The 21,140-nt window shown below is 64.7% G+C and carries 14 protein-coding genes and 1 pseudogene; 10 read left to right on the top strand and 5 right to left on the bottom strand.

What is annotated here, in order from left to right:
• Window positions 1–88 precede the first annotated feature (88 nt).
• The 5 genes from mtnA (at window position 89) to G4L39_RS01855 (ending at window position 8,085) form a co-directional block, all read left to right on the top strand.
• Window positions 89–1,222, top strand: coding sequence for an S-methyl-5-thioribose-1-phosphate isomerase (gene mtnA, locus G4L39_RS01875; protein ID WP_205880705.1), 1,134 nt, complete (start codon window positions 89–91; stop codon window positions 1,220–1,222).
• 325 nt (window positions 1,223–1,547) lie between these two features.
• Window positions 1,548–2,690 (top strand): glycosyltransferase family 4 protein, encoded by a 1,143-nt coding sequence (locus tag G4L39_RS01870; RefSeq protein WP_165105475.1) that lies wholly within the window; start codon window positions 1,548–1,550, stop codon window positions 2,688–2,690.
• A gap of 270 nt (window positions 2,691–2,960) precedes the next feature.
• Window positions 2,961–5,729 carry a hybrid sensor histidine kinase/response regulator gene (locus G4L39_RS01865; RefSeq protein WP_165105474.1) on the top strand — a complete coding sequence of 923 codons (2,769 nt, stop codon included), beginning with the start codon at window positions 2,961–2,963 and terminating at the stop codon, window positions 5,727–5,729.
• Window positions 5,726–6,931, top strand: a complete 1,206-nt coding sequence (locus G4L39_RS01860; protein WP_165105472.1) for a response regulator — start codon at window positions 5,726–5,728, stop codon at window positions 6,929–6,931. Before G4L39_RS01865 ends, G4L39_RS01860 begins: the two co-directional genes overlap by 4 nt.
• The gene (locus G4L39_RS01855; protein ID WP_165105471.1) at window positions 6,928–8,085 is read left to right on the top strand and encodes an HD domain-containing phosphohydrolase; all 1,158 of its coding nucleotides are present in this window, start codon (window positions 6,928–6,930) and stop codon (window positions 8,083–8,085) included. The genes G4L39_RS01860 and G4L39_RS01855 overlap by 4 nt, the downstream gene beginning before the upstream one ends.
• Window positions 8,086–8,527: 442 nt before the next feature.
• Here G4L39_RS01855 and G4L39_RS01850 read toward each other — a convergent pair whose 3' ends face one another.
• The 4 genes from G4L39_RS01850 to G4L39_RS01835 form a co-directional block, all read right to left on the bottom strand.
• On the bottom strand, window positions 8,528–9,328 hold the full coding sequence (locus G4L39_RS01850) for a hypothetical protein (RefSeq protein WP_165105469.1): 801 nt from the start codon (window positions 9,326–9,328) through the stop codon (window positions 8,528–8,530).
• Window positions 9,329–9,460: 132 nt separating this feature from the next.
• A complete protein-coding gene (gene feoB, locus G4L39_RS01845) occupies window positions 9,461–11,785 on the bottom strand; it encodes a ferrous iron transport protein B (RefSeq protein WP_165105468.1) in 2,325 nt (774 codons plus the stop codon).
• A gap of 3 nt (window positions 11,786–11,788) precedes the next feature.
• Window positions 11,789–12,037 carry a FeoA family protein gene (locus tag G4L39_RS01840; protein WP_165105466.1) on the bottom strand — a complete coding sequence of 83 codons (249 nt, stop codon included), beginning with the start codon at window positions 12,035–12,037 and terminating at the stop codon, window positions 11,789–11,791.
• Entirely contained in the window at window positions 12,030–12,338 is a 309-nt protein-coding gene (locus tag G4L39_RS01835; protein WP_165105465.1) for a FeoA domain-containing protein, read from the bottom strand. The genes G4L39_RS01840 and G4L39_RS01835 overlap by 8 nt, the downstream gene beginning before the upstream one ends.
• 786 nt (window positions 12,339–13,124) lie before the next feature.
• On the opposite strand from G4L39_RS01835, the gene G4L39_RS01830 reads away from it, so the two are divergent.
• Window positions 13,125–13,877, top strand: coding sequence for a transporter (locus G4L39_RS01830; protein ID WP_165105463.1), 753 nt, complete (start codon window positions 13,125–13,127; stop codon window positions 13,875–13,877).
• Window positions 13,878–14,059: 182 nt separating this feature from the next.
• Here G4L39_RS01830 and G4L39_RS15305 read toward each other — a convergent pair whose 3' ends face one another.
• A complete protein-coding gene (locus G4L39_RS15305; RefSeq protein WP_165105462.1) occupies window positions 14,060–15,472 on the bottom strand; it encodes a Gfo/Idh/MocA family oxidoreductase in 1,413 nt (470 codons plus the stop codon).
• Window positions 15,473–15,739: 267 nt separating this feature from the next.
• Between G4L39_RS15305 and G4L39_RS01820 the strand changes: the two genes are divergently transcribed.
• The 4 genes and pseudogenes from G4L39_RS01820 to G4L39_RS01805 form a co-directional block, all read left to right on the top strand.
• Window positions 15,740–17,254, top strand: a complete 1,515-nt coding sequence (locus G4L39_RS01820; RefSeq protein WP_165105460.1) for a TolC family protein — start codon at window positions 15,740–15,742, stop codon at window positions 17,252–17,254.
• A 93-nt stretch (window positions 17,255–17,347) separates the two neighbouring features.
• Window positions 17,348–18,484 carry a glycoside hydrolase family 43 protein gene (locus tag G4L39_RS01815; protein WP_165105459.1) on the top strand — a complete coding sequence of 379 codons (1,137 nt, stop codon included), beginning with the start codon at window positions 17,348–17,350 and terminating at the stop codon, window positions 18,482–18,484.
• A gap of 266 nt (window positions 18,485–18,750) precedes the next feature.
• Entirely contained in the window at window positions 18,751–20,508 is a 1,758-nt protein-coding gene (locus tag G4L39_RS01810) for a TolC family protein (protein ID WP_165105458.1), read from the top strand.
• Window positions 20,492–21,140: pseudogene (locus tag G4L39_RS01805) on the top strand (hypothetical protein); the annotation flags it as partial. The gene G4L39_RS01810 and the pseudogene G4L39_RS01805, both read left to right, overlap by 17 nt.

Genomic DNA, 21,140 nt, shown 5'->3' with positions numbered 1-21,140 from the left:
TTTCACTGGCACCACCGCACCGGCCCCGGCAAAAACCGGCTGGCCGCAGATGGCTGTAGATGATTTCCTGAGGCCCATGAAGCCGGCCATGAAAGGTGGTTCCACCGGACCGCGCAGCGTCAGCTTTGACGCGGACACCAACTCGGTTTGCCTACTGGATCAACGCCTGTTGCCCCACCGGGTTGTCTGGGTTCGTACTCCCGACCATCGGGCCACGGCGCAGGCGATTCGGGACATGGTCGTGCGCGGTGCCCCGGCGATTGCCGCGGCCGCTGCGTACGGTTTGGCACAGGGCATTCGGGAGTATGGCGGGCGCGATTTGCGGAGGTTTCGGGCCCACGTACGCCAGGTCCATGCAACCCTGCTGAATGCCCGCCCCACCGCGGTGGATCCGACCCGCGCCATGCAGGAGGTGCTTGATGCCATGCGCCGGGGCCGGACGGTGCCGGAGCGCCAGGCCCTGGCACTGGCCGCGGCAGAAGAATTTGCCCACCGGAGCGCCCTGGAATGCCGGGCCCTGGGGGAGCAAGGCTTGCGCTTGATACACGACGGGATCTCCCTCCTGACCCACTGCAACGCGGGACGTCTGGCCTGCGTGGACCATGGCACCGCCACCGCACCCCTGTACCTCGCCCGGGAACGCGGCATAAAGTTTCACGTGTTTTGCACGGAAACACGCCCCCGGTCCCAGGGAGCCGCTCTGACGGCGTGGGAACTGGCGCAAGCCGGGATCCCGCACACAATCGTTCCGGATACTGCCGTCGGCTTGCTGATGCAGCAGCGGCGGGTGGACCTGGTGCTGGTGGGCAGCGACCGCGTGTTGGGGCGAACCGGCGATGTAACGAACAAGATCGGCACCTACCAGCTCGCCGTTCTGGCCCGGCGTCATGGCATTCCTTTCTATGTGGCCATCCCCCTTTCGACGCTGGATTGGCACCTGCGGTCGCCGCGGCAGATTCCCATCGAGGAACGGGACGCCGAGGAGGTGTTGTGCGCCCGCGGCGCCCCGGTGGTGCCCAAGGGATCCCGGATCCGCCCGGAACCCATCACCGTGCGCGTGGCCAACCCGGGCAGCCCGGCATGGAACCCGGCATTCGACATTACACCGGCCGAGTTGGTTACGGGAATCCTTACACCGGTTGGTCTCTTCAAACCGGGCGAACTCTGGGCCAATCGGCACGCCCTGGGATATCGGACCGGATCGGGCACCGCCAGGGTGTAACGGGAAAGCCGACCGGCACCAACCCAACCATCCGCACGTTGAGGACCGGGAGCCCCGGCGAAATGGTGGTCCCGGCCAAGGGGCGGGCCCGGCGGCGGCAGGCCGGTTGCTGATTCCCCGGCGGCAAGCCGGCAACGTTGGCGCCTCTCGTGAGCCCGGCCGAAATCTCGGGGCGGAACAGTACCGAAACGCAAACGGTGCAATGTCTGCCGGGAATTGGATTCGTTCTTGGGCCGGGCTGCCGATCCCAGCATATTGGGCGGCCCGAATCGGTACCCAGCGGTGTAGGGTACGGACCACGACCGGCACGGGAGCCGGATGGGATATGCGTTTTCTGATGTTGAACTGGCGCGACCCGGAAAACCCGGAAGCAGGCGGAGCTGAACGGGTATCGCTGGCCTTCATGCGGGCGCTGCGGGAGCGCGGGCATGAGGTTTTTTGGTTTTCCAACGCCTTTCCCGGAGCTGCGCCACGATACGAACGGGATGGAATCTGCTTCCTCCGGGGCGGTGGCAAGGGCACTTCAATCCTCGCCGCCCTCCGGTGGTATCGTCGGCAACCCCGTTTCGACCTGGTCATTGACCAGCATCACGGAATCCCGTGGTATGCACCCTGGTGGTGTGGCACCCGGTGCGTGGCGTACATCCACGAGGTGCTGGGCCCCATCTGGCAGGTGTTTTATCCGGGGTTGTTGGGGTGGATCGGCCGTTGGCAGGAACGGTGGACCCACTGGCTGTATCGTAACGTGCCGTTTTGGGTGCCCTCGCCTTCCACCCGGCGTGCCCTGCAGGCTCACGGAGTCCGCAACGTCACCTGGCTGCCCAACGGCTGTGATACACCTCCCCTTCCGGAGCTCGAACCCAAACCGCTGACACCACCGGTCCGGTTGATCGTGGTCTCCCGTCTCGCCCCGAACAAACGGGTGGATCATGCCATCGAGGCGGTGGGGCACCTGCTCCAACGCGGACTGCCGGCGGAACTGACCGTCGTAGGCGGCGGCGCCATGGAGGTGCCCCTGAAACAACTTGCCCACCGGATGGGGCTCACCCGGCAGATCCGATTCACCGGTCCATTGCCGGAATCCGAGAAGAATGAGGAACTCCGCCGCGCGCACTTCTTGCTTCACAGTTCCGTGAGGGAAGGCTGGGGCCTGAATGTCCTCGAGGCCAATGCCATGGGCACCCCGGCGGTGGTGTATCCCGTGGACGGGCTGGTGGATTCCACCTTGCACGGTCGGACCGGCTGGGTGGTGGCGCGCGAACGCCCGGAGGAGCTTGCCGAGATGGTGGCCCGGGTTTGGCAGGCGCCAGCCGCGTACGAGGCATGCAGGCGTAAAGCGTGGGAAAGGGCGAAACGGTTTCAGTGGCAGGAGGTATTGCCGCGCGTGTGCGATTGGTTGGAGGCACATGCCCGGGCCGACCTGGCACGGGCCGAAGCCATTGCGGCCGAGGTGGCCCACCTGGGTTGAGCCGGGTTCCTACCGGCCATGCTGAAGGCAAACCCGGGGTGGAATCCCCAGGTCAAAAGGAGCCGGCGCATTCCGCCCCGTCCAACCCCATCCGACACTCAAGAAAGTCGTCGCTCCGCCGATAACCGAAACCAGGGTGCCCGTAGATCGCGGGCCGAGCCGGCGGTGTTTCGGTGTTCGGGTGGTGGCGCCCGTGGCGTTCCGCGGCCGCCCCCCGGCGTCGTCTTCGACCGGATCTGCCCGGCCACGCGCGGACCCCGAAAGGCAAGCATGGAGAAAGAAGGGATTACCATTCTGGTCGTGGACGACGACCCGAGCCTGCGCAAGCTGGCCCAGAGGATCCTGAGCCAGCAGGGTTGGCAGGTGATCGAGGCTGAAGACGCTGTGACGGGCATCGAAAAAGCACGAGAGCATCGTCCCGACCTGATCCTTTGCGACGTGCAGATGCCCGGTCTTGACGGCTTTGGCTTTTTGCGGGAACTCCGACAATCTCCGGCCCTGCAGCATCTGCCGGTCATCCTGATGACCGGCGACGAGTCCCTGGTGCGTCTGGGCGGTCAGCGTCAGGCGATGGACCTGGGTGCTGACGATTTTCTCCCCAAGCCGTTCACCGTGGCCCAGTTGGTGAACGCCGTTCGGGGCCGAATGGAACGGCTCCGACAACACCAGACCTGTTTCGCCGATCATGAGCATCGTTGGAAGGTCATCCTGGATGCCTCGAACGACGTCGTGGCCTTGGCCGAAGCGCCGTCCCTCCGACTGGCCTATTTGAATCCGGCCGGACTTCGGCTGGTGGGATGGAGCGAAACCGAGGTGGCGCAACGCCGTCTGACCGACCTGTTGGGGCCCGATCTGCCCGGTCCCGTGTTCGCGGAGATTCTGAGCACGGTGGCCGAGGCAGGACAATGGCGGGGCCAGCTCAAACTCCGGGATGGCGCCGGCCAGGCCGTGCCCGTGGCAGCCACGCTGGTGGTCCATCATTCCGATGCCCGGGCAACCACCTTTTACGCCTTCATCGGACACGACTTGCGCGAGCGAAAACGCATCGAGCATGCGCTCCAGGACTCCGAGGCCCGTTTCCGGACCATCGCGGCGGCCGCCATGGACGGCATTGTGGTCCTGGAAGGTTCTGGAGAGGTCGTCTTCATGAACCCGGCAGCCGAACAAATCCTGGGGATCAAGGCCGTGGACGTGTTGGGACGCAGGCCGGAACAGGTGTTGCGCCCGGACACCGGCAAGCCGTTGTTCGATCTCGACGCTCGTCCCGGGTCGCTCCGTTTCGAATGCCCGGTTCAGCGGCCCGACGGTCGTCGGTTGGACCTCGAACTGCGGTTGAGCCCGGTGGAACTGGATGGCCGGCCCCACTCGGTGGCCATTCTGCGGGACATTACGGAGCAACAAAACCTGACGCGGCAACTTCAGCAGGAGCGAATTTTGCTGCGCACGTTGATCGACGCCCTGCCCTACAACGTCTACGTCAAGGATCGCCTGGCGCGAAAGACCCTGGCCAACAAGGCCGACCTGAAAGCTCTGGGGGCCGAAACGGAGGCAGAGGTGTTGGGCAAAACCGATTACGACCTGCTGCCCCGAACCGTGGCCGCTTCCTGTTACGCCGACGACATGCGGGTCATTTTGCACGGCGAACCCGTGATCAACCGCCGGGAACTCATCATCAACCGTGCCGGAGGACGGCAATGGCTGGAAACCACCAAACTGCCGTTGCGGGACGAAACCGGCCAGATCGTGGGGCTGGTGGGCATCGGCCGGGACATTACCGCATACCTGGAAACGGAAGCCAAGCTCCGCATGCTCTCCCAGGTGATCGAGCAGTCGCCCACGGGCGTCCTGATCACCGACGCCGAGGGCCGCATCGAGTACGTAAACCCCCGGTTCACCGAAATGACCGGCTACACCCTTGAAGAAGTTCGGGGGCAGAATCCGAGGATCTTGAAATCCGGCAAAATGGACCCGGCCGTGTACCGCGAACTCTGGACCACCATCCTGGGCGGCCGCATCTGGCGGGGCGAGCTGCTCAACCGCAAGAAAAATGGCGAGCTGTACTGGGAACAGGCCCTCATCACGCCGATTCGTGACGAACTGGGACGGATCAACCACTTCGTGGCCCTGAAAGAGGACATCACCGAGCTCCGCAACGCCCGCGAGGAACGCAACCGCATGGAGATCCAGCTCCGTCAGGCCCAAAAAATGGAGGCCATCGGACAATTGGCCGCCGGAATTGCCCATGAGATCAACACCCCCATGCAGTACGTGGGCGATAACACCCGGTTCGTACAGGACGCTTTTCAGCAAATGAGCGGGCTGCTGCAAACCATTCGGTCGCTGCTCAGCTCGTCCGACCCGGCCCGCGCTTGTGAGCAACTGATCGAAGAACTCCTTCGCCGGGCCAGGGAAGCCGATCTGGAGTACCTGCTGGAGGAAGTGCCCCGGGCCATTGACCAAACCCTTCAGGGCGTGGAACGCGTCACCAAGATCGTCCGGGCCATGAAAGAGTTTGCCCACCCCGGGTCGGCGCAAAAGACGCCCACCGACATCAACCATGCCATCGAAACCACCGTTACGGTCTCCCGCAACGAGTGGAAGTATGTGGCCGACATGGAGCTGGATTTGGATCCCAACCTGCCACCCGTACCCTGTCTGCCCGGGGAATTCAATCAGGCCATGCTCAACCTGATCGTAAACGCCGCCCATGCCATCGCCGATCGCCTGGGCCATCATCCGACCACCAAGGGCAGGATCACCATCCAAACCCGACGCCAGGGCGCGTGGGTTGAAATTCGGGTCAGCGATACCGGCTGCGGCATTCCCGAAGCCATTCGGGATCGGATTTTCGAACCCTTTTTCACCACCAAACCCGTCGGGCGCGGCTCCGGGCAGGGCCTGACCATCGTCCGCAATGTCATCGTGGATAAGCACGGCGGGACCATCGATTTCGAGACGGAGGTGGGGCGTGGAACCACCTTTATCCTGCGCCTCCCGCTGCAAAAACAGGAGCAAAAACAGAAAACCACCCCGGCATGAACCAGCGGCTGCGGATCCTGTTCGTGGACGATGAGCCCATGGTGCTCGACGGGCTGAGACGGGCTTTACGCGGGTTTCGGTCCGAGTGGGACATGGCCTTTGCCCCCAACGGCCCCGCAGCCCTCACCCTGATGGAGCAACAGCCCTTTGACGTCCTTGTCACCGACATGCGGATGCCGGGCATGACCGGCGTGGAACTCCTGCGCGAAGTCCAACGTCGTTATCCGGAAACGGTGCGCCTGGTGCTCTCCGGACAGGCCGACGAACAAGCCGTGTTCGAATGCATCGGCCTGGCACACCAATACCTGGCCAAGCCGTGCGATCCCGAATCGCTGCGATCGGCGGTCCGCAGGGCCACCCTGGCCGGCTCGTGCCTGAACAATCCCGGATTGCGGGAGCTGTTGGGGCGCATGGATCGCCTCCCCAGTCTGCCCCGGATTTACCATGAGTTGAACCGCAAGCTCGAGGATCCCGAAGCCAATTTGGAAGACATCGCGGCCCTTGTAGCCAAAGACCCCGCCATGACGGCCAAGATCCTCAAACTGGTCAATTCCGCCTTCTTCGGCCTGCCACACACCGTCAGCGACATCTTCGACGCCGTCCAGTACCTTGGCATGGCCACACTCAAAACCCTGGTGCTGGCCGTGCACGCCTTCGAGCAATACCCCGCCGAAGCCATCCCATGGTTCCCCTGGGAACCCATCTGGCAACACTCGCTGGACGTGGGCGCCCGGGCACGGGCCCTGGCACGGTTCGAGGAGGCGCCCGAGTCCGTCCAGGAACAGGCAGCCGTGGGCGGGCTGCTCCATGACCTGGGACAACTGATCCTGGCCGTTAACTTGAAGGACGAATATCAGGGCATCTGGCATGAGGCGGCCAGCCAGCAACGGCCCTTGACGGAGTGCGAACAAGCCCGGCTCGGTACCACGCACGCAGAGGTGGCCGGATACCTGCTGGGGCTGTGGGGATTGCCCGATCCCGTGGTCGAGGCCATCACGTTTCACCATGCGCCCGACGCTTCGGGATCGGCATCGTTCGGAGCCCTGACAGCCGTCCACATCGCCGAGACGCTCCGGCCCTGCGAAGCCGAGCTGCCGCCCGGCACCTGCTCCGGGCCGGACGCCGGCTACCTCCAGAAACTGGGACTTGCCGGCCGGGTGGAACTCTGGCAGCAGCAACTCGCCACAATCACCTCATCATGAGCCAGAACCAAAAAATCCTCCTTGTGGACGACGAACCGAACGTGCTGGCTGCGTTGCAACGGAACCTGCGGGGGTGGTTCCAACTGGACACCGCCACCAGCGGACCCGAGGCACTGGCCAAGATCGAGAAGAACGGGCCCTACGCCGTGGTCGTCGCCGACATGCAGATGCCCGAGATGACCGGCCTCGACCTTCTGGTCCAGGTGGAGGCGCGCCACCCCGACACCGTCCGCATCATGCTCACGGGCAACGCCCAGCAGAAAACCGCCGTGGACGCGGTCAATCGCGGGCATGTCTTCCGCTTCCTCAACAAGCCGTGCCCGGCCGAAATCCTGGCCCAAACCCTCCAGGCCGCACTTCACCATTACCAGATGGTCACGGCCGAGCGCGAACTGCTGGAACGCACTCTCAATGGCGCCATCCGGGTGCTCACCGAAATTCTTTCCAGCCTGTATCCGAAGGCCTTTCAGATCACCCAACCCTTGCGCCAGGCAGTCCGGGATTACGCGGCCTTTTTCCACCTGAAACAATCCTGGGACCTTGAGGCGGCGGCCCTGTTGTTCCCCCTGGGTTACACCACCCTGCCCACATCGCTTTTGAACAAACTGGTCAACGGCGAGTCGCTCGACGCCAGGGAACAGGACCTGGTGGATCGCGCGCCTGAAATGGGGGCCAATCTGCTGGCCCACATCCCAAGGCTCGAAAGCGTGGCCGCCATCCTTCGCTATCAAAACAAAAACTACGACGGATCGGGCTCCCCACCGGAACGAATCGCCGGAGAGGACATCCCCATGCCGGCACGGGTCTTTCGCGTCCTGCGCGACATGGTCATGCTCGAGCAGGAAACCGGCAACCGCGCCGAAGCGCTGGCCCGGCTGCAGGAACGGTCCGGATGCTACGACCCCCGCGTTTTGCAAAGTGCAGCCGCTTGTTTCGACGTGTTCCTGCAAAAGGCTGCCGTGGACGAGGCACCCATCCGGCCGCGTTCCCTCGAAGAACTCACCGTGGGACAGGTCCTGGCCAGCGACGTCGAGACCGAAGAAGGGCTTCTGGTATTGAAGAACGGCACGGAACTCACCCCCGTGGTGCTGCAGCGCCTGCGCAACTTTGCCGCCATCAACCCGATCAAACAACCCATCTACGTCCGCGGTTGACCAATGACTTCGCCAGGTCCGGTCCTGCCCCCTAAGACCTCCCTTACAGGGCCGCCCTGCCCAAAGACCGCGCAGGACCGTATCCATCGCCACGGCACGCTTGCGCCCGACCTCCGTGGCGCCCGATAACTCCGGATCCCATGACCTTCACCCCCCGAGAGGTGGACCGCCCCGGGGCCACGCTGTACCTCGCACCTCAGGCCTTCTAAACAGCCGCCTCAACGCCTTTGCCGGAGGCGCACACCACGGAGCCAATTCACGCATGTCGGAGACGCCCCGGCGCCGTGTCTCCCCAGCGCCACGGCCCCGACCGCCCACCTGGGAAACCTGACCAGCCGAAATCCGTCCCTGCCAGGGAGGATCACGTTTGGAAAGGACCTGAAAACGAAACCGCCGACGGTCCAAACCGTCGGCGGCGCACAAGCACCTCTGTGAGGTCAAATCACGGCGTTGAATAGTCGCGGCCCTCACCCGGCTTGGCCACGCGTGTGGTGGACCGCGTGATGGTCGTCACATCACCCGGCGGCAGCGGCGTGAAGGGAGGCCCATAAGTGGGGGGCGGAACAGGCCCGTTGGCCGTACCGGGACCACCAGCCAGTACGAGCTCCGGTTTCGTGCGCGCTGCCTGGGCGGCAGCTGTCACCATGACGTTGGCGTGCTGGAGCAAGGCCGCCACCGTGGCTTCAGAGCCCAGCCGACTGCGCGCCTGGTCAACAAAGGGCTGCAATCCGGGCAGGGCACGGGTCAGTGCGGCCAGAATCTGCTCCCTGGCCTGGGGCACGGCCGAGGCAACGGCCGAAGCCACCACGACGTAATGCTGGGGCACAGCTTTGCAAAGCGCCTCAACCACCGCAGCCGCCTGCTGGGGTGCTGCAGCTGCGGCCGCAGCAGCCACCTGATCCACGTAATCGGCTTTCGCGTTTCGCTGCAGGCTCACGGCCTTCACCGCCACCGCAGGTGCCGCGGCCGGGACCTGGCGGGCCACCGCGCCCACCACGGCGACCGTGGCCGCCGGTCGGACCGCATGAGCGGCAGCCACCACGTTCACCGCACTGGCAACCTGGTCCTCCTCGCTCACGGAGACCAGAAGTTGCGCAGCCCGGGCGGGCAACTCCGCCACGGGCACATTCTTGAGGGCAGAACGGGCAGCGGACGTTTCAATCGGTGCTGTGAAACCGGTGAAGGTTCCGATGGCAAAAGCCGCAAGGGCCACTACCGGGAGTCGTGCTTGGTTCGTCTTCATGGTTCCTCGACCTCTTTGGTGCATGTCTGCTCTATCCCTAGCGTCCTCCGGCAACTGCGTCAAGTGCCTTTAATTGAAAAATTTCTGAAAGGCCGGCTCCGTGTTGCCCGGCCGCCTGCCGCCTGCTTCCGATCAACCCCAACCCAGGAGCCGCCCCACCTGCCAGACCAAAAACGAGCTCAGCCACGCAAGCACACCCAGATAACACCACTGAAAAGCCGCCCAGCGCCAGGTATTCGTCTCCCGCCGGACAATCGCCACCGTGGAGGCGCACTGCAATGCAAAGACGTAAAACACCATCAGCGACATCCCCAACAGAGGCGTGTACAGGGGTGTACCGTCCGGCCGCGTCTGCTGCTGCATGACCCGCGCCAGATTCCCCACCTCGTCGTTCGACCCCACCTGACCACCGACGTTGTACACCACCGACATGGTGCTGACGAACACCTCACGCGCCGCAAACGAGGTGATGATGCCGATGCCGATCTTCCAGTCGAATCCCAGCGGTGCAATGACGGGCTCAATCAGATGCCCGAGGCGCCCGGCAAAACTGTATCGAAGTCGGGCTGCTGCCCGTTCGGTCTCCACCTGCTCCAATCGCGCACGCAACTGTTCGATCCTTTCAAGCGCATCCTCCCCGGGCAATGCCCCATCGGGTCCGGTCACCTCACCGGCATGCGAGGGCTCCACCAGGGCCAGCTCCGCTTCAATGGACTCGCGCTGCTTGGTAAAGGCGCTCTCCATTTCATGGCTCCGGGGGTACGTGGCCAAAAACCACAACAGGATGTTGATCGCCAGAATCACCGTGCCGGCCCGCTGCAAAAAGACCTTGGACCGCTCCCACATGTGATGCAGCACCACCTTCAACACGGGCCGTCGGTAGGGCGGCAGTTCCAGAATCAACATCGGCGGTTCACCCCTGAGCAGGGTTTTCTTGAACACCCAGGCCAGCGCCAGAGCCACCACGATCCCCAGCAGGTACATCCCCATCAGGGTCAATCCCTGCAACTCCAACACCCCCAGGACCTTTTGCCGCGGAATGCAGGCTGCAATCAGCACCGTGTACACCGGCAGGCGCGCCGAACAGCTCATCAGGGGCGCGATCAGAATGGTGACCAGACGGTCCCGATGGTTCTCAATCGTCCGGGTCGCCATGATACCCGGGATGGCACAGGCAAAGGAGCTCAACAGGGGGATGAAACTTTTGCCGTGCAACCCCACCTTGCTCATCAGCCGGTCCATGAGGAACGCCGCCCGCGCCATGTAACCCGTGTCCTCCAAAAACCCGAGGAACAGGAACAACAACAGGATCTGCGGCAAAAACACCACCACGGCGCCCACACCCGCAATCACGCCGTCCGTCAACAGACTGGTCAAATCGCCCGGCGGCAGCGTCCGGCCCACCCAGCCTCCCAGGGCATCCACGGCACCCTGCAGCGCTTCCATGGGAATCCGCGCAAAGACGAAAATGCATTGGAACATCAGCGCCATGAGCCCGAGGAAAATCAGCGTACCCCAGACGCGGTGGGTGACGACGCGGTCGGCCCGGTCGCTCCAGGTCTCCCTTGGCGACCCGACACGCGTGACCGCGGCGGCCTCGATTTCCGCCACGGCCCGATACCGGGCCTCGATGACGACGCTGCGCCAGTCCACACCGGCCTCTTCCAAACGCCGCCGCGCTGCCGCCACCGCCTGCTGGATGCCGGGCGTGTAGTGGCTCTGGCTGGATGCCAGGGCCTGCTCGGTGCTCAGCAACAGCAGGGCCTCGGCATCGGCCTGGACCCGGCGCTCCTGATAGGTCCAGGTCAGCAACGCCGCCAGCTTTTGCGCCTCCTGCACCATGGGCTCGGGCAGGATGGGGAACCGGCGTTGCGCCGGCGGCTCGGGCGTTTCCAGCAGCGCCAGGATCCGTTCGCGCAGTTGGGGAATCCCCTCGCCGGTACTGGCGACAACCGGCACCACCGGCACGCCCAATCGCCTGCTGAGTGTGTCAGGATCCACCCTCAGGCCCATGGCCGCCGCCACGTCCATCATGTTCAAAGCCACCACGGTGGGGTGCCCCAACTCGATCACCTGCGTCGCAAAATAGAGGTTGCGCTGCAGATTGGACGCGTCGACCACCACCACGATCACCGAAGGCGGCGGCAGTTCGGGCAGCCGCCCCAGCAGGACGTCGCGCGCAATCTGCTCGTCCAGGGAATGCGGACTGAGACTGTACGTCCCGGGCAGGTCCAAAACCCGCACCGGCTGATCCTTCCGCGTACCCCGCAGCGGTCCTTCCTTCCGTTCCACCGTCACGCCCGCATAGTTGCCGACCTTGGCCCGCAGGCCCGTCAGGGCGTTAAACACGGTGGTCTTCCCGCAATTGGGATTACCGGTGATGAACACGTACCGGACGGCAGTGGAGGCCGCTCGGCCCGCAGGGCCCGATACCGCAGTTCGGTTTGCGGACGCCATGGCTCAGGTCCCGTCAGACAACCGCACCCGAATGGCCTCGGCCTCCTGCCGGGGCAAACTCAGGCAGGAACCCCGCACCCGGATCTCCACCGGGTCCTGCAGCAGTGCGTACCGCACCACCTCCACGGGGGTCCCGGGAACCAGGCCCAATTCCATCAACCGACGTGCCTCCGCCGGCGGCAGCCGGATCTCAGCCACCACCGCACAGGAACCGGGAGGCAGCGAAACCAAAGAGGGCAGCGTTTCAACCATGCGCTGGATCCGTGGACGACTCATTCCGCACCGGCTCGACCAGGATGGCCTGGGCCACCTCCTCACTGATCCCCAGCCGGGCGTTGCAAACCTGACAAATAAAGTTGACCTGGCGACTGATGATGCGAATCCGCTGGCTTTCGCCCAAGCCCATCTCCCGCAATCGCGCCCGCACCTCCGGCGTGGCCAACAACTGGCGGATGCAAACCTCGGCCCCCTCGGCCATTCGACTCAATGGACATACGCCGGGCTCCGAACAGGCACCTTCCAGAAACTCGCACGGTTTCTCCGCTTCACTCACGGAGCCCAAGCTAGTCGAGCCTCACCCCCGCTGCAAGGTGCTCTGCCCGGTTTCCGGAAAGGTGCCATTCAGACCACCGGTCGGTGGGACCGACAACCGGGAGACCTGCACCCCACGTGGTTGCGGCAGACGCCCAACTTACCGGACTGCCGCCGCGCCGCCCGCACCCGCGCCGGGTCGGCCCAACCCGCAGGGTCTCCCCGGCACCAAAAACCGCTCGGCTGCCCTTTCAATACCGTCCCTGCCGCTCCTAAGATTCCCTGCCATCCGGAAGCCTGACGACCAGCCTGCAATCCGCCTTTGAACCTGGAACGTTGGCATCCGCGGACGACATGATCTCCCATGCCCCCCGGCGGCCCCACCCTCCAGCCGCATGGCTGCAGGATCAGCATTGGTATCGCAACCGGTGCAATCCGCTTGAACCCGGGGCCGCAGGCATTCAAACTGCGTCCGACCCGCCGGGTGCGGGAAGTAAAGCGCCGGTGGCAAAGCAACCAGTTCGCCCTGGCCCGCAGCGGGTACGGTCAAACCGCGGGCGAGACCGCCAAACCCCATCGGGTCGGGCATCGCCCTCGGCGAGTGTCAATGAACGGGGACAAAATCATGCAGCCACTGTCCGTAGCTGAGAGCCGGTCTTTGGAACGCCTTCGAAATCCCGTTTGTGCCCTGCATACCGTGTCCGAGCGAACCGCTCCGTTCTTTCACGGTGCGCACCTGGTGCTGCTTGCGTGCTTTCTATGGTCCGGGAGCTTGGCAACCCGGGCCGAGCCCCGGGCAGCCGGTATCATGGACAACTCGTTCTTCGTCGAAGAAGCCTACAACCAGGAGCCCGGCGTGGTGCAGCACATTCTGACCGCCCATCACGAAGTCGACCGACAATCGGGGCCCGACTCCCACACATGGTACCTGACCTTCACCCAGGAATGGCCCGTGCCCGACCAGGCCAACCAGCTCAGCTTCACCCTGCCCTACGTCTTCATGCGCGAACAAGGGATCTGGACCGATGGATGGGGCGACCTGATGCTCAACTACCGGCGCCAGGTCTGGTTGAACCGCGAACGGTGGACAGCATTGGCCCCGCGCGTCAGCCTGATCCTGCCCACGGGCGACGCCGACCGCGGCCTCGGCGACGATACGCTGGGCGCCGAGTTCAACCTGCCCTTCAGCACAATCGTCGGCGACGCCCTCGCATTCCATGCAAACGCCGGGTTGACCGCGCTGCCGGACGCCGCCTCAGCCAACGACCGCGACCTGATCCACTACCAACTGGCGGCCAGCGCAATCTGGGCGGTCCGAAACGATCTGCACCTGTTAATCGAGTGGGTCGGCCGGTGGGAACATACCCCCGACGCCCTCGGACAGCTCCACCATCGTTGGCGGTCCATCCTCTCGCCCGGTGTCCGTTATGCCCTCAACCTGCCGCGCGATGTCCAGGTGGTTTTCGGTCTGGCGGCGCCGGTGGGACTGAATGGCGCCGCAGCGGATTACGGCCTCTTCCTCTACCTTTCCGTCGAACACTCCATGTGGAGACCCAATTAACAGCCCGTGCCCAAACCCCGCAGCCTGCTCGCAGAGAAGAATCGGCCCGCCGACCCACCCAGAGTGGAAACGGAAGCCACCCTCGGACCGGATCTTCATCTGAATCGCGGCCAACCCTCAACCCCGACCAGAACCAACGGTGTACCGGACACCGGGCTTCAAGACAGCCCGTGCCCGGACCATCACAAGGTCCAGCCGGCCCGGTATTCCCTCCTCAGAAAGGCATTGGCCTCCTCGAGATTCGTGAAACGGAAGGCGACTGGATCCCAGCGGAGGGCAAATCGCGTCAGATCTTCCCGCAATTGCACGCGCAAGGTGATGTTGCCCAACAACACGGTCTCGGTCAGGGGACCGGCCCAGTCGAAGTTAGATCCGGGCGCCGGCCCGCCCTTGCAGGCCTGGATCCACTCGATGTAGTGGCCCGGCGAGCGCGGGATTGTTTTGGGAATCTCAGCGACCTCCTTGGCGCGTTCCAAGGGGTAAATCCGGTTGCCCAGGATGAACCCTTCGTCCCCGATCAACAGGCGGCCGTTGTCGCCGAGCAAATGCCCGTCCGGCAGGCCGGCCGGCCGGGGCGGCCGCAGCCCTCCATCGTACCAGACCACTTTGCACGGCGGCATGGCAATCCCCCCGGCGCCGCGGCCTGTTAATCCCCGGATATGCGGGTTGTGGGACTGGACCGAGGCGTCCCGGGCGGGGAACTCATAGGTGATCATGGACCCCAGCGGGTAGGTCTCGGCGTTCACGCGGGTGGATGACCCCTGCACGATCAGCGGTGCCCCGAGTTTCAAAGCACGAAACACCGGATCCATCGCATGGCACCCGATGTCCCCCAGCGCTCCCGTCCCGAAATCCCACCAGCCCCGCCAGCGGAACGGCGCATAAACCGGATGATACGGCCGGGCCGGCGCCGGTCCCAACCAAAGATCCCAGTCCAACCCCTCCGGCACCGGCGGCGTCTCCCTGGGCCGGTCAATCCCCTGCGGCCAGTACTCCTCAAACAACCCCCGCGAAGGCCGGTCCGTCCAGATATGGACCTCGCGCACCGGCCCGATCGCCCCGGCCCAGACCGCCTCGCACAAGGCCCGCGTCTCCTCCGAGGCCTGGCCCTGGTTGCCCATCTGGGTCACCACCCTGGCCTGGCGGGCCGCCTCGGCCAGCCGCCGCGCCTCCCAAACCGAGTGGGTCAACGGTTTCTCGCAATACACGTGTTTGCCGCGCCGGATCGCTTCCATGGCCGCAAACGCGTGATGATGGTCGGGCGTGGCAATGACCACCGCGTCAATCTCCTTCATCTCATCCAGCATCTTGCGGTAGTCCCTGAAGCGCCGGGCCTTCGGGTAACGCTGAAACACATGGGCCGCATGCCGCTCGTCCACGTCGCAGAGCGCCACAATGTTCTCGGATTCCATCTGCCGGAGATTGGCAGCACCCTGCCCGCCAATCCCGATGCCGGCGATGTTGAGCCGGTTGTTGGCCGAAGGACCGCCGTCCAGCCCGAGCACCCGGGCCGGCAAAATCATTAAACCGGTGGCAGCCACACTGTGTTGGAGGAAACGACGACGACTGACCTTGCCTGAGTTCGATGGTTTCATGGTTGGGACCCATTACCTGGTTCATGGCGCACCGGACCCGAAGCCATCGCGTCCGCGCGCCACGCGTTCAACTCTACCCGTCCCGATCTCGGACGCAAACTCCCATCGCTGCATTCGATCCCTCATCGGGCTCGGTCACCACCAAGCCCGCAACGGCAGATTGGCACCGCACGCCCCGGGCGGAGACACCGGGCCGTCCACCAACCGGGCCGGCGGCCCGATTTGCCTTTGACGTTTTGCCCGGCCCTGACGCAAGCTGGAGGCCCGATGAAAACAAGGTGGATTGCGATCTGGCTGTGCGCGGGCTGCACGTTCGCGGGTGCCCAGGAAGTCCAAAGGGAAGTGCGACGCTGGTCGCTTACCGATTGCATCCAACATTCGCTCGAGCACAACCTGGACCTGCGGATCGAGCGCTACAACCCCGAGCTGGCTCTCTTCAACCTGCGCTCCGGCTACGGCGCCTACGACCCCGTCCTCAGTGCATCCGGCCAGCACGACTATAGCAAGGCCGGCTCCACTCTGCTGGAAGGCACCTTCCTCCTCCCCGGCCGCGAGCAGGATGTGAACAGCTTCCGAACCACCCTCAGTGGCCTGCTCCCGTGGGGTACACTCTACAACGTAACCCTGTCCGCGCGCGACACCGACGGCATCCGATACGGCGTGGACACCAACCTCAACATCCTCGAGTTCCCCTACTCCGACAGCAGTGGCGCCGTGAGCATCAGCGTCACCCAGCCGTTGCTGAGGGATTTCTGGTACAACCCCACCCGGCTCCGCATCCAAATCCTCAAGAATCGCCTCAAATGGAGCGAACACGCCCTCCGGGCGCGCATGATTGACATCGTTACCCGGGTGGAACTGGCCTACTACGACCTCAAGGCCGCCTACGAGAACGTCAAGGTCCAGCAAATGGCCCTTCAATTGTCCGAACAACTGCTGGCCGAAAACCGTAAACGGGTTGAGGTGGGCGCCCTGGCCCCGCTGGACGAAAAACAGGCCGAAGCCGACGTGGCCGCGCGCCGGGCCGATCTCATCGCCGCCCAGCGCAACCTGGCCGTGCTCGAAAACAACCTGAAACAAATCCTGACGGATGATTTTGCCACCTGGGCCCACGTCCGGCTCGAACCCCTGGAAGAACTGGACGCGCCGCCCCCCATCCTCGACGTCCAGGACAGCTGGTCCAAAGGGCTCACCCTGCGCCCGGACTTTCTCCAGGCGCAGCTCGACCTCGAACAACAGGGCATCCAGGTGAAAATCAATCGCAACGAATTGTATCCCCAGGTGGACCTGCGCGTCGGCGGTGCGTATTCCGGTTCCACACCCGAATTCAGCGGCGTCTTCGGCGACATCAAGGACCGCGACCAGCCCAGCTGGTTCGTGGGCGGCCAGATCAGCTATCCGCTGGGCAACCGCTCCGCCCTGAACGCCTACCGCGCCAGCAAGGCCCAGTACGAACAGCGGCTGCTCGCCCTCAAGAAAATGGAGCAGAACATCATGATTGAAATCGACAACGCCGTGAAGCTGGCTCAGGCCAACTACGAGCGCGTGGCCGCCACACGCGAAGCCCGCGCCTACGCGGAGGCCGCCCTGGAAGCCGAACAGAAAAAACTCGAAAGCGGCAAAAGCACCAGCTTCGTTGTGCTCCGTCTCCAACGCGACCTGACCGCCGCCCGCGCCGATGAGATCAGCGCCCTGGTCCAGTACCGCCGCTCCCTGGCGCTCCTGGCCCAGGCCGAAGGCTCCACCCTCCAACGCCACGGCATTGACCTCGTCATCAAATAACCCCGGGATGCACACCGACCCGGCCCGGGCAACGCCCGCCGCGTCTGCCAGCCCTGCCCCATGACGCAGCGCCCGAACCGCTACAGGCCCCGAATGCAACCCGATACGGTCCACCCTGCCGGGGCAACCCCCGCACCCTCACCGGGCCGGACCCCGACAACCCCGCAGCCCGCACAGGCGGTTGCCCGGCGACTGCATCCCGCACCTACAATCCCTCCCCGCGGCTGGTTCGCCCGGCTGCCCGGGCAATTCCACCTTTTCCTCCTGTCCGCCCTCTGCCTGTGGCTGGCCGCCTGCGCGGCCCGACACTCCTCCACCTCCGCGGAATTCTCAAGCAACCCCATCCTGCCGGGCTGGTATGCCGACCCCGAGGCGGCCGTCTTCGGTAGGCGGGTCTGGATCTACCCCACATACTCCGCACCCTACGATCAACAGGTCTTTTTCGATGCCTTTTCCTCGCCGGACCTGGTCCACTGGACCCGGCACCCGCGCATCCTCGACACCAACGCCGTGCGCTGGGCACACCGGGCCATGTGGGCCCCCTCTGTCGTCCATCACCGTGGCCGTTACTTCCTCTTTTTCGCCGCCAACGACATCCAGAACAACGACGAGCCCGGCGGCATTGGCGTCGCAGTGGCCAGCCGGCCCGAAGGCCCTTTCCGCGATTACCTCGGTCGGCCCCTGATCGACAAGTTCTACAACGGGGCCCAACCCATCGACCAGCACGTGTTCCGGGATCGAGACGGCCGGTGGTACATGTACTACGGCGGCTGGCGCCACTGCAACGTGGTGCGGTTGAAACCGGACTTCACCGGCCTCGAACCCTTCCCGGACGGCACCCTGTACAAGGAGATCACACCCGAGGGTTACGTTGAAGGGCCGTTCATGCTGCAGCGGCAGGGTCGCTACTACTTCATGTGGTCGGAAGGAGGCTGGACCGGGCCGGACTACTCCGTCGCCTACGCGATCGCCGATTCACCCCTCGGACCGTTCCGGCGGGTGGGTAAGATCCTGCAACAAGACCCCCGCGTGGCCACCGGGGCCGGCCATCATTCCGTGCTCAAACTTCCCGGCCGCGACGAATACTACATCGTCTATCACCGGCGCCCCCTCGGCGAGCGCGACCCCAACCACCGCGTGGTGTGTATCGACCGCATGGAATTCGACGAACACGGCTTCATCCGACCCGTAAAGATCACCTTCGAAGGTGTCCGCCGCGTGCGATTGTAATCCTGTATCGCCCGGGGTTCGGTGCAGGATTCGACACCGTCGGGTCCCCAACGGGCGCGCAACTTCAGGTCCGGCCCGGCTCTCGTCCCCAGCGGGTTGGCATTGCAGCACCCGCTTCTCACACAGCCCCGGCCTGGTCACCGCCCTCCGGCTCGCGAGCACATCACGCCAGCACGCGGGATGGACAGCCCATCCACGGAGGCTCATCATTGGGCGGGACCCGGATGAAAACCCGTCCTGCCAACAATGCAGGGCCCCTGGTCACCATGAACCAAACGGCATGTCAAAGCGGTCGGAGCGGGACCCTATCGCCCCGGTGGGCCCGCCTCTCGGGGTTGGCAATACCGCTGGCAGCCCTGGTTTGCCTGGGGTCCGGTTGCGGCGCAGCCTACTACCAAAAGGCAGCCGACCGCGCCGCCTATGCCGTAATCCGTGAAAAAGGTCCGCTGGTGCCCAACATGGAGCCCGATTTTACGCTCGAGCGCACCAATCTGGTGGACCTGGAAAGCCTGCCCATTAACGACACCGTGGAGGAATTTCTGGGCCCTGACGGGATCAACGAACGCGGCGCACGCCGGGTCAACCTGGAGGCCGCGCTCGCCCTGGCCGTCAGTCACAGCCGGGCCTACCAGGCCCGCAAGGAACAACTCTACCTGTCGGCGCTGTCCCTCACGCTGACCCGCCACAACTTCGTTCCGGTGTTCTCCGCCAGTGGCCAGGGCCGGTTCGGCGGCCAAACCGAACGGGCCGTGCGCTATGAACTCGATCAGACCACCGGCGAACTGCGCCCCGTGTTGAGCGACAACCTCGTCGAAGAACGCAGCGTCAGCGGTTCGGGCCAGATCCAGGCGGCCTGGTTGATCCGGGACGTGGGCCGGCTCAGCGCGTCGCTGACCACCTCCTTCCTGCGGTTTCTGAGCGGCGGCCAGCGCCCCTCCTCCCAACTCACCGCCACCTTCATCCGGCCCCTCGTTCGCGACGCGGGCTACATGCAGCAAATGGAGGCCCTCACCCAGGCCGAACGCCAGATTCTCTACGACCTGCGCGAGTTTGTGCAGTACCGCCGGGATTTCAGTGTGCAGATCGCCTCGGCCTACTACAACGTGCTGGGCGAGCGTGACCGGGTCCGGAATGCCTGGCTTAACCTCCAGAGCTCCCGTCGCAACGCCGAGCGCACCCGGGCCCTGGCCGGGGAAGGTCGGGTGACACAGACCGACCTCGGCCGGCTGGCCCAGCAGGAACTCTCCGCAGAAAGCGCCTGGATCAACGCCGTCCGCAGCTACAAACAGGCGCTCGACAACTTCAAACTCCAGCTGGGACTGCCGCTGGACACGCCCCTCGTCCTGGACGACCACGAACTGGAGTCCCTCCAAATCCGGCACCCCGACATCAGCGTCGAGGACTCCATCCGCATCGCGCTGGCCGCCCGCCTCGACTACCAAAATGCCCAGGACCAGTTCGTGGACGCCGAACGCAAGGTCCAGTTGGCAGCCAACATGCTCAAGCCGCGCGTCGACCTCACCGGCTCGGTCACCCTCCGCAGCGACCCCGACGACACCACCGGGCTGGTCCTGCCCGACCCCGGGCGCTACAGCTATGCCGCCGGACTGGACATTGACCCGGGTCTGGACAAGACCAGCGAACGCAACGCTTATCGCGCCGCGCTCATCGCCCGCGACCAGGCCGCCCGGCGCGTGGAACAACTCGTGGACGAAATCAAACTCCAGGTCCGCGACAGCTGGCGCGCCCTCGACCAGGCCAAACGCAACTACGAAATCAGCGAGATCGGCGTGCGCCTGGCCGAGCGACGGGTGGACGAACAAAACCTCCTGGCCGAACTGGGTCGAGCCCGCGCCCAGGACCTCGTGGACGCCCAGAACGACCTGGTCAACTCCCGCAACCAGCGAACCCAGGCCCTGGTGGCCCACACCATCGCGCGCTTACAATTCTGGAACAACCTCGGCATCCTCTACATCAAGGACCGCGGTCAATGGCAGGAGGTAACCCATGTCCAGCTTCCGTGAACTGCTGCGGTCGTGGTGGCGACAACCCCGCCTGCGCTGGGTGGTGACCGCGACCCTCACGCTGCTCATCCTCGCCTGGTGGAACCGCCCGCGCCCGGGCGCGGATGTCTCCGGCCCCACCTTTGCCGTGCGCCGCGGCCCGCTGGAAATCAGCGTGGTCGAATCCGGCAGCATCGAAGCCCTGGAAAGCCAGGAGATCAAATGCGAGGTGCGCGTCGGCTTCCAGGGCACCAAGATCCTCCGCATCGTCGAGGAGGGTTACCTGGTGACCGAAGAAGACGTCCGACAGGGGAAAATCCTCGTCGAGCTCGATTCGTCCGAAATCGAAAAGCAGCTCGTTCAGCAGGAAATCCAGTACCAAAACGCCGTCGCCAGTCTGGCCGACGCGGAACAAAACTACCAGATCCAGCTCAACCAAAACCTCACCGACATCGCCGCCGCCGAGCAAAGAGTCCGTTTTGCCCGCATGGATTTTGACAAGCTCCTCGGCGACCAGGTCGCCGAGGCCATCCTGCACGAGCTGCAACTGGACGTGCTCCTGGCCCAGGTCACCACCAACAGCGTGGCCTTCCCCTCCCCCGCCCCGCCCTCCGCGCCCGGGCCCGCAGCAGCCCCACCCGGCCCCACGGCCG

The sequence above is a fragment of the Limisphaera ngatamarikiensis genome (assembly GCF_011044775.1).
GTDB lineage: Bacteria > Verrucomicrobiota > Verrucomicrobiia > Limisphaerales > Limisphaeraceae > Limisphaera > Limisphaera ngatamarikiensis.
The sequence above is the reverse complement of the archived record's forward strand: the minus strand, read 5'-3'. Positions and strand labels throughout refer to the sequence as shown.